This is a genomic window from Dietzia sp. B19, from assembly GCF_014145155.1.
In the GTDB taxonomy this organism is placed as follows: domain Bacteria; phylum Actinomycetota; class Actinomycetes; order Mycobacteriales; family Mycobacteriaceae; genus Dietzia; species Dietzia natronolimnaea.
This window is the reverse complement of record NZ_JAALED010000384.1, coordinates 4,593-12,642: the sequence shown is the minus strand read 5'-3', so window position 1 is coordinate 12,642 and position 8,050 is coordinate 4,593. Positions and strand designations below refer to the sequence as shown.

Here is an 8,050-nt window from a genome sequence, read left to right as displayed (position 1 = left end):
GCGCTTTCCGAAGGGCGTCCCAAACAACGAGCCCGCCCTGTGATGAGGGGGAGTTGGAAACCATCGTCTGAACTGCAAACTTTCCAAGTTCGCATTGCGTCGAGACTCTGGGTAACGAGCAGTTCTAGCAGCTTCGGCTTGTCTGCTTAGGCGTTGGATCCTGTCATCGCGAGCCGTGCCGGCTGCGGATTGTCGAAACGCGTCCTATCGGCGTCGGCGAGTGGTGTCTCCTCGAACGCCCGGTGGCGACTTGGCGTGGGACGGAGTCACTTGTAGACGTCGCCGCGGTGGCCGATGCGCAGCACAAGTACGACGAGGGCGCCGTCTTCGATGTCGTAGATGATGCGGTAGTCGCCCACGCGGATTCGGAGTTCGCCGTCGCCTCCGGCGAGCTGAATCGCGCCAGGCGGTCGCGGTGTCACCGCGAGGGCTTCGATGGCGCGGACGATTCGCTTTTGCTCGGTGGGATGAACTTTGCGGAGGGCTTTGGCGGCCGAGGGCTTATAGGTGATCGAATAGGGCATCAGTGAGTGGGGCGCGCAGGCTTACAGGCCCAGTTCCGCCATGAGCTCCTCGTGGGAGATGCTGCCGTCCTCACGGCGAGCGTCGGCCGCGCCCTGAACGTCGGCCTGATCCTCCAGGGCCTGCAGTGCCCGGTCGAAGAACTCCGGCGAGACGACAACGGCCCGGCGACGGCTGCCACGGCTGAGGATCTCCACAGGCGCCCGCTGCGCGGCGTCGAGCACCTTGCTCTGATGGGCGCGGAAGTTACTGAGCGTCGTGGTAACCATGACGTCAATAGTACATCTTGTACAACTCGCGGTCTAGCGGCCCTTAGATGCCGCGGGCAGTGGGATCTACTCATCTCTCCTGATTCGCAGACTTGACGGAATCCACATTATCGGCGTTAACATGACGGAAGTATCAGTAGCTGCGGTTACTGCCGTTTACCTGCGATAATTCCGCGGGTGTGGCGCGACGGTGAGGTCGTCCTGCTCCGCGCTGAGGACCTGGCGGCTATTCGGGGCGGGCGATGGGTTTGTCGTCCTGATTAGGTGGTGTCGAAGTCGACCTCGACTCGGAATACGTCGGCTCGAAGCCAGGAGATCGTGAGTTCCACGGGGTGGTGGTTGCGTGCGGCGGCATCGGTGCGGGACCGGATAGAGATGACCGGTGGGCGGCCGCTCAGTTCGAGGTGCTCGGCGACGTGGGGTGGCGCCGGGTCGATGGCGACGCCGAACCATCCGCGCTCGGGTTCCAGTTTGTAGTGGCTGGCCAGGGTGTCGTGCAATGAGCCGGCAGGGTCGAGGATCTGGGGTAGGTCGGGGACGAGTTGGGGGTCGAGGTAGGTGTCTGCGTAGCCGACGAGCTCGTGGTTGATGTATCGGTTACGGGAGAGTGCGAGCAGTTGTCTGCGTGCTCCCACTTTCATGCGGTCACGGACCTCGGTGGGTGGGGTCTCGAGTCGCCATCCGGTGGTGCGAACGTCTGGGGTGAATCCGGCTTTGCGGACGCTTGCGCTCCAGGACGGTGGGATGTGTCGACTGATGGTGTAGTCGATGCGTCGGGACATGAAGGTGCCGCTGCCCTGCCGACGGCGCACGAGATAGCGCCTCTCCAGCTCGGTCAGCACGGCTCGGGCGGTGAGCCGGCTGACCCCCAGGGTGCGGGCTAGTTCGTCTTCTGAGGGGAGCCGGGTGCCGACGGGCTGGTCGGCGATCTGCTCGGCGAGTGCGTCGGCGGCGGCGAGGTACACCGGTACCCGAGGACTGGTTTTGGTGGGTGCGGCGTCGCTGATGGGCGTGATCATACTGCGGGAACGGAGGAGGTCGACGGTTTCCGCGGGTCGTTGACGGCTCCGTCGGGCACTTTTCCCGCGAGTGATTGCAGGATGGATCTCGCCGCGTGTTCCTCGATCGCCAAGCGTGCCGTCGCGACCGCAGATCCGAGGTGCGGGGTGAAGAGGGTATGGCTCGTCAGTTCCATCAGGTCCGGGTGCAGGCCGCTGGGGCGGTCGGGTCGGGAGAGGTCCTCGAATTCGAACACGTCTGCGGCATATCCGCCGAGGTGTCCGCTGCGCAGGAGCTGGGCCACTGCGTCTTCGTGTACTACTGAGCCTCGTCCGACGTTTACCAGTAGCGCTCCGGGTCGCATCGATGTCATCGCCTGGTGGTCGAGCAGGTGCAGTGTGTCCGCCGTCAGGGGGGCGCAGACCACCACGGAGTCGCTGTGCTGCAGAAGCTCGGCGAGTTCCACCCGTTCCATACCGATCGACGCCGCGGTTGCGGACGGCACCGGATCGGGGTCGTGGTAGAGAAGTCGGGGATTGAATCCGGAGAGCATTTGCGCCACGGCCCGGCCGAGTACGCCGGCGCCCACGATGCCGATCGTGGAGCCGACGAGTGTGCGTCCGTAGAGCACCGGCCGCCAGCCGCGGAAACCGGCTCGCACGGTGCGGTCACCGGTCGCGACGTGTCGAGCGAGGCCGATCAGCAGCCCGACTGCCAATTCGGCGGTGGGTTCGGTGAGTAAGTCCTCGACTCGGGTGAGCCAGATGCCGCGCTCGGTGCAGGCGCTGACGTCGATGTTGTCGTAGCCCTTGAGTGCGCCGGCGACCACCTGCAGTCGCGGGCAACCGTCGAGAAACTGCGCGGTGATCTGGTCGGGCATGAACGCCATCAGCCCGTCGGCGTGTGCTACTCGGCGTTTCAGTTCGGATGCCGGGAGGCTGTCGTCTTGCTGGTTCGATACCACGTCGCACTCGCGGCCGAGCATGTCGAGGATTTGGGGGTGCACCCGGTGGGTGAGGACGACCACCGGGCGCGCGGACGCGTTTGTCATTGGAACCTTCTTCGTAATGCTCCGCCGAGGGCGTCGACCACGGTGACGGTGGCGAGGATGACGAGCAGGATTGCGGAGACTTCCTGGTACTGGAGGGTGCGGAGGGCGGCGATCAGCTCGAATCCGATGCCGCCGGCGCCGACGACGCCGACGACTACCGAGGCGCGGAAGTTGAGCTCCCACCGGTAGACGGTGACGTCGGCCATTTGGGGCAGCACCTGCGGCAGGATGCCGTGCAGGATCACTTGTGCCCGGGTGGCTCCGGCGGCGCGGGCGACCTCGACGGATGCTTGATCGGCGCGTTCGATGGAGTCGGCGAAGAACTTTCCGACCATGCCGGCGGAGTGGATACCCAGTGCCAGGGCGCCGGGAAGGGCGCCGAAGCCGACGGCGGCGACGAACACGATCGCCATGATCAGCTCGGGCACCGATCGCAGGGTGTTGAGGACCAGGCGCGCGACCGCGTAGACGGTGGGGTGCGGGGAGGTGTTACGGGCCCCGAGCAGCGCGAGTGGGACCGACAGCAGGACCGCCAGTGCGGTGGCCGCGATACTCATCGACATCGAATCCCACAGTGGGCCCCACCACCGGTTGATGTTGGTGAAGTCCGGGGGCCACATGTCGCCCAGGAGGTCGGCGATGTCGGCCAGTCCGGTGATCATCCGTTCGCCGTCGAGTAGTCCCACCGCCCAGACGCACACCAGCACCAGGACGCCGACGACGCCCATGGCGGCGCTGTTGCGCCCCCAGCCAATCCACACCCGACGGGAGATGTCCCGGTACTGTTCTTCCCGCCGTTCCTCGACGGGGTCCGGCAAAGTGTCGGCGGTCACTGGTAGTCCGCCAGGTCGATGTCCAGCAGGGGCGCAAGGTCGCGCACCGCGTCGTAGTCTTGATCGGTCACCGGTCCGAAACCGGCGGCGTTGAACGGCTCGAGCACGGCATCGTCGTCGAGTTCTAAAAACGCCGCCCGCACTTTTGCCTTGAAGTCCTCGGGCAGGTTCGTCTGCATAGTCCACGGGTAGTTGTAGTAGGGCTCGGACTCCTGGACGGTCACGACCACCTCAGGGTCGATGGTCCCGTCTCGGACCATGCGCTCGTAGATGGGCAGGCTCATTCCGCCCGCGTCGGCGTTGCCGTTCTGCACTGCCAGCGCCACCGCGTCGTGGGCGCCGACGTGCTGTTCTTCGTAATCGCCGTCGTCGACGCGCAGGCCCGCTTCCTCGGCGAGCATGGCCTTGGGTATCAGGTGGCTGGAGGTGCTGGCCGGGTCTCCCCACGCGACGGTCTTGCCAGCGACGTCGCCGAGTGTGGTGATGCCGGAGTCGGCATTAGCGAGAAACACCCCTTGGTAAGTAGGGGCCGCGCCTTCTTCCTCCTGCAGCGCGGCGAAGGGCTCGATGTCGGCCTTCTCCTGGGCGAGCACGTAGGACAATGGCCCGAAGTAGGCCAGGTCCAACCGGCCGCGGGTCATCGCCTCGATCATCGAGGAGTAGTCGGTGGTGACGATGAGTTCGACCTCGACGCCCAACTCGTCCTGTAGGTATTCCTTGAGCGGTTCGTTGTCCTGGATCACTTGAGACGCGTTCTCGTCGGGCAGCAGGGCCACGCGGAGGGTCTCAGGCACCTCGCCGGCGGCAGGCTCGGAGGTGGAACCGGAGCCGCAGCCGGTGAGAACAAGCGCGAAAGAGATCAGCGCCGCCAGTGCGGCAACTGTGGAACGGGCTGGTCTAATCATTGTGAAGAACTCCAGGATCTGGTGAATGTGATTCGGGTGATGCGAACAGCGTCCGGTCAGCGGACACCAGCAGTGAGGTGGCCGGTGACAGTACTGGCGACGGTGTCGCCGTCGGATTCCTCAGTGACGCCTTCGTAGATGAGTTGGATGGCGTCATCGGTGACATCGGACGCGGGGCTGTCATGCACGATCTCGCCGTGTGCGAGGCCGACGATGCGGTCGGCGTGCTCAAGGGCCAGGTCGACTTGGTGGAGGCTGGCGACGAGTGTGATGCCGTTGTCGTGACAGACACGGCGCAACAGCGCCATCACCCGGACTGCGGTGGCCGGGTCGAGGCTGGCAACCGGCTCGTCGGCGAGGATCAGCTGCGGCTGTTGGGCGAGTGCGCGGGCGATGCCGACGCGCTGCTGCATGCCGCCGCTGAGATTGTCGACCCGGGTGAGCGCGTTGTCGAGCAGACCCACCTGGTCGAGCGCCTCGAGGGCGATGCGCTCGTCGGCGCGACCAGCGGGCAGGAGACCGTGCCAGAAACTGTGGTAGCCGACTCGGCCGAGCAGCACGTTGCGCAGCGCGGTGTACCGCGGGACCAACTGGTGGTGCTGGAAAACCATGCCAGTGCGCCGGCGATGCCGTCGTAATGCACGGCGCGAGTCCAGTGCCGGGAGACCGGCGGCACGCACAGTCCCGGTGGTGGGCTGCACGAGCAAATTTATGCACCGCAGCAGCGTCGACTTGCCGGCTCCCGAAGGACCGAGCAGCACGGTCACCTGCCCGGCCTCGATCGTCAGGTCGGTTCGGCGCAGCGCCTGCACGCCCCCCTTGTAGGTCTTGCTCACCTCGACGAGATCGATCATGGAAACCCCTCTGTAGGACTTGGTCGAACACCCCGAAACCTATAGAGGACTTATGAACGGGCGATCAGGGTTGAGAGAACGGTGAGTGAACCCCGTCCGACCATCCGATGCCGGTGAACGACCGATGACTTCCGCGTTCATGCGACGGCCATAGGGCCCTGTCAGAATGTGTCGTCATGACCTTCGGAAACTCGTGCTGGACGCCGACAGATTTCGTGATCGGCCACGTCACAGCGGTGCTACCCGATCGGGTGGAGGACAACGCAAGAGTGGTGGTGCGCGAGGGTCGGATCGCCGAGGTGGGCCCACACCCGCCGGGTGCCGGCTGCACCCTGGACGCCCACGGCGCCCACTTGCTGCCGGGCCTGGTCGACGTCCACACCGACATCCTCGCGCGGGAGACCCGGCCGCGACCGGGCGTCGTCCTAGACCCTGCCTTCGCACTGACGTCGGCGGGCGGCCGTCTACGCGCGGCAGGAATCACGACCGCCTTCCACGGCCTTGCATTCCAGGAGCACTCCATCGTGGGAACGACGATCGGTTCCCCCGCTGCCGCAGAATTGTCCGATTCGCTGCGTCATGCCGACGACACCCAGGTCGACCACCAGGTCTTGCACCGGTTGGACGCCCGCTGCGAGTACGGCCGGACGCTGCTCGCAACGGAGCTGGCCGCACTCGACGACTCCGCGGATTCTGAAAGGCTTCGGAGCATCACCACACCGGATGATTCCCAACGCGCACGGGTGCCGATCGTCTCGCACGAGGACCACACACCGGGGCAGGGGCAGTTCGCCGACCCCACGACCATGCAGCGGTGGCTGATCACCAACGAGGGTATGACCGAGGCCGCTGCGGTCGACCACGTCGATCGGTGGCGTCGCACCCGCGCCGAACGTCTCACCGTGCGAGACCGCGCCCTCACGTGGCTGGGCGACCTGGCCCGAGCCGGACACATCCGGCTCTTCGGCCACGACCTGGCCACCCCGGAAGACGTCGCGGCTGCCGCCGACCGCGGCTGCACCGTGGCGGAGTTCCCAACGACCCTGGACGCCGCCCGTGCCGCCCGCGACCGAGGCATGCTCGTCGTTGCTGGCGCCCCGAACGTCGTCCGTGGCGGCTCCCACACCGGGAACGTCTCGGCAGCCGAGCTCGTCGTCGCCGGTGTGGCCGACTCCCTGGCCAGTGACTACCTTCCCTCCTCTATGCTCCCAGCCGCAGTGCGACTTGTGCGCGACGGCGTCCTCTCACTCCCACACGCCGTTCGACTGATCACCTCAGGCCCGGCCGCCTGTGTCGGTCTCTGCGACCGTGGCGCGCTGACCGAAGGCTTCCGAGCCGACCTCGTCCTGACTGACCTCAGCAAGACTTGGCCCGTCGCCCACGTCATTTCGACTCAGTCGCATACCGCTGCCCGCGAGTAGCTCGGATTCAGCGGCAGTAGGCCACGAGGACTGTCACCGCTTCGGCTGTCTCACACCAGTCCGGCGGAGGTCAAGCACCGATGACCTGATGCAACTCCCCGCCTGACCGCAAGCGAAGGATCAGAAACGAGTTACACCACCACACGGGGCTTGACCGGACTCTCGACTGACCACGGCGTCGAGGGGAGCGAACCTTCCTCGGACGTCACACCGAAAATGACCGCACACGCAGTCCGCGCTGTCAGCGGCAATCGGTCGCCCACTGACCAGCAAGCATGACGGAATATGACATTATCGGCGCGAGAAGACCGCGTTAGTGAAAGCGTCACTCAAGCGTTCGGAGCTGGTGAGTGAGTCGGGGCATCTCTCGGGCGCTGGTGGCCAGCCTTCGGCATCTCGCCTCCGCCCTCGGCGTCACCGAGGCCCAGATCGTCTTACCTACCAGTATCACTCGCGTTTTGGTCCTCGACCGAGTAGACGAGACGCGCGCCTCCCCAAGGCCCGCGCGCCAATCTTCGCTGCGAGCACTCGCTGACCGCCCGAAGCGGGCATTATCTCCAGCGGTGTAATCGGGGACTGCCAGAACACTTCTCCCAGTCCTGCATGTGCTGCCCAGTTGACGCGCATGCAGATATCGGCGACGTAGGAGTAGGACTCGTAACCAATCAAATTCGTGCGTCCGTTATCAATCCAAACGTGAGAAGCGAGCACTCCGATTCCTCGATCGAAACGAGTGCCACCGTCGAGTGCCATCGCGCGGTACGCCAACGAAGCAGACTCTTGGCGAGCAAGCATCAGCCGGGTATCCACCAGGTCGTCACCGTCTAAGAAGGCTGCAAACTCCGGAGGCGGCGCAAACCCAGCCTCTGCCATCCAACAGCCGAAGTTTTTCACTGCGTAGCTCCCGAGGAACCGAGCCGACTCTTGCCATGACCCGCCGTAGACCTGTCGCCAATCCAACGACTGAGCCCGGGAAAGTTCGTCTGCATTCGACTGAACAAAATTGACGTACACGTCGTAAGCCTCGTCAAATGGTTGGCTTCGCTCGTTATTGCACTTGCGGCAGAGGATCTTCGAAAATTTCACGGCTTTGCTGTTCGGGCCGCGTATTGAGTACAGCTTCTCGCCACTACGACCAAGATAGAGCCCTTCGTCGCCCCACATCCGGCGAAGAACGCTTGCCTTGTGACGATGCT

General features: G+C 65.0%; 9 protein-coding genes. 1 reads left to right on the top strand and 8 read right to left on the bottom strand.

The window, feature by feature from the left end; genetic code table 11:
* Positions 1–266 precede the first annotated feature (266 nt).
* The 7 genes from G6020_RS11365 to phnC all read right to left on the bottom strand — a co-directional run bounded on the left by G6020_RS11365 (position 267) and on the right by phnC (position 5,433).
* A complete protein-coding gene (locus G6020_RS11365) occupies positions 267–524 on the bottom strand; it encodes a type II toxin-antitoxin system RelE/ParE family toxin (RefSeq protein WP_043569152.1) in 258 nt (85 codons plus the stop codon).
* Between the two features lie 21 nt (positions 525–545).
* Positions 546–791 carry a type II toxin-antitoxin system Phd/YefM family antitoxin gene (locus G6020_RS11360; RefSeq protein WP_007633962.1) on the bottom strand — a complete coding sequence of 82 codons (246 nt, stop codon included), beginning with the start codon at positions 789–791 and terminating at the stop codon, positions 546–548.
* A gap of 260 nt (positions 792–1,051) precedes the next feature.
* Positions 1,052–1,810, bottom strand: a complete 759-nt coding sequence (locus tag G6020_RS11355) for a GntR family transcriptional regulator (protein ID WP_182610703.1) — start codon at positions 1,808–1,810, stop codon at positions 1,052–1,054.
* Positions 1,807–2,841 carry a phosphonate dehydrogenase gene (locus G6020_RS11350; protein WP_182610702.1) on the bottom strand — a complete coding sequence of 345 codons (1,035 nt, stop codon included), beginning with the start codon at positions 2,839–2,841 and terminating at the stop codon, positions 1,807–1,809. Before G6020_RS11350 ends, G6020_RS11355 begins: the two co-directional genes overlap by 4 nt.
* Positions 2,838–3,614 carry a phosphonate ABC transporter, permease protein PhnE gene (phnE, locus tag G6020_RS11345; protein WP_281254079.1) on the bottom strand — a complete coding sequence of 259 codons (777 nt, stop codon included), beginning with the start codon at positions 3,612–3,614 and terminating at the stop codon, positions 2,838–2,840. Before phnE ends, G6020_RS11350 begins: the two co-directional genes overlap by 4 nt.
* Positions 3,615–3,670: 56 nt before the next feature.
* On the bottom strand, positions 3,671–4,579 hold the full coding sequence (gene phnD / locus G6020_RS11340) for a phosphate/phosphite/phosphonate ABC transporter substrate-binding protein (RefSeq protein WP_007633966.1): 909 nt from the start codon (positions 4,577–4,579) through the stop codon (positions 3,671–3,673).
* A 56-nt stretch (positions 4,580–4,635) separates the two neighbouring features.
* On the bottom strand, positions 4,636–5,433 hold the full coding sequence (gene phnC / locus G6020_RS11335) for a phosphonate ABC transporter ATP-binding protein (protein WP_182610701.1): 798 nt from the start codon (positions 5,431–5,433) through the stop codon (positions 4,636–4,638).
* 176 nt (positions 5,434–5,609) lie between these two features.
* On the opposite strand from phnC, the gene G6020_RS11330 reads away from it, so the two are divergent.
* Positions 5,610–6,854, top strand: a complete 1,245-nt coding sequence (locus G6020_RS11330) for an alpha-D-ribose 1-methylphosphonate 5-triphosphate diphosphatase (protein WP_182610700.1) — start codon at positions 5,610–5,612, stop codon at positions 6,852–6,854.
* A gap of 447 nt (positions 6,855–7,301) precedes the next feature.
* Here the strand turns inward: G6020_RS11330 and G6020_RS11325 are convergent.
* A partial coding sequence (locus G6020_RS11325) for a hypothetical protein (RefSeq protein ID WP_206682227.1) occupies positions 7,302–8,050 on the bottom strand: 749 nt, incomplete at its 5' end.

Bases quoted from the DNA above. Each gene is read 5' to 3' on its own strand.
- G6020_RS11365 (WP_043569152.1), bottom strand. From the start codon at position 524: ATGCCCTATTCGATCACCTATAAGCCCTCGGCCGCCAAAGCCCTCCGC.
- G6020_RS11360 (WP_007633962.1), bottom strand. From the start codon at position 791: ATGGTTACCACGACGCTCAGTAACTTCCGCGCCCATCAGAGCAAGGTG.
- G6020_RS11355 (WP_182610703.1), bottom strand. From the start codon at position 1,810: ATGATCACGCCCATCAGCGACGCCGCACCCACCAAAACCAGTCCTCGG.
- G6020_RS11350 (WP_182610702.1), bottom strand. From the start codon at position 2,841: ATGACAAACGCGTCCGCGCGCCCGGTGGTCGTCCTCACCCACCGGGTG.
- phnD (WP_007633966.1), bottom strand. From the start codon at position 4,579: ATGATTAGACCAGCCCGTTCCACAGTTGCCGCACTGGCGGCGCTGATC.
- phnC (WP_182610701.1), bottom strand. From the start codon at position 5,433: ATGATCGATCTCGTCGAGGTGAGCAAGACCTACAAGGGGGGCGTGCAG.
- G6020_RS11330 (WP_182610700.1), top strand. From the start codon at position 5,610: ATGACCTTCGGAAACTCGTGCTGGACGCCGACAGATTTCGTGATCGGC.